Source organism: Shewanella sp. Iso12 (assembly GCF_012030025.1).
In the GTDB taxonomy this organism is placed as follows: domain Bacteria; phylum Pseudomonadota; class Gammaproteobacteria; order Enterobacterales; family Shewanellaceae; genus Shewanella; species Shewanella algae.
The window spans coordinates 1-676 of sequence record NZ_JAAUHW010000041.1 but is presented as its reverse complement, the minus strand read 5'-3'; the positions used below and the strand labels follow the sequence as shown (position 1 = coordinate 676).

At 52.2% G+C, this 676-nt stretch carries 1 protein-coding gene; it reads left to right on the top strand.

Annotated features, from left to right (window positions below):
- On the top strand, positions 1–400 hold a 400-nt coding region (locus HCX89_RS22640), incomplete at its 5' end, for a transposase (protein ID WP_167717525.1).
- Between the last annotated feature and the right edge of the window lie 276 nt (positions 401–676).

Here is a 676-nt window from a genome sequence, read left to right as displayed (position 1 = left end):
GGAACTGGGTGACCTCAGACGCTTTGCTTCTCCGCGTTCACTGATGAACTTTGTCGGTTTGACACCCAGCGAACACTCCAGTGGTCAGCGGGAACGGCGTGGCGGCATCACTAAGTGCGGCAATAGTCACGCCAGACGCATCCTTATTGAATCGGCCTGGGCCTATCGTTTCCCCGCTAGGGTCTCGAGGGAATTGGAAAGTCGCCAACAAGAGCACTCTATCAAACTGCAAACTCGCTCATGGGAAATCCAGCAGCGCCTATGTCGACGCTTTCATGCCTTAAAAGCAAGAGGCAAAGAATACAATAAGGTCGTTACCGCTGTGGCTCGCGAACTGACAGGCTACATTTGGGATTTAGCCCAAGGTTTTGATGTCGATATGCCACAACAAGCGTACTGAATTACATTTAAAAATCACTCTGGCAGCGCCGGACGGCGGCAGCGGTGCGAGCAATCCTCGAGGGCGTTAAGCGGTCACATCCGCGCTTCTAGACTGAGGCAAGGCTCCTGCGGCGAACACAAGTAATGCGAATAACCAAACTCGCGGATATCAGCAAGGTCAACCGCCGACACTTACTCGCCAAAGTCCGACTGTCAGAGTGTCCTTACCGGAGATTTTTGGGTCTCCGGTAAGGACACTTTTATCTATTTGACAATGGGAATCATATCAACGCCC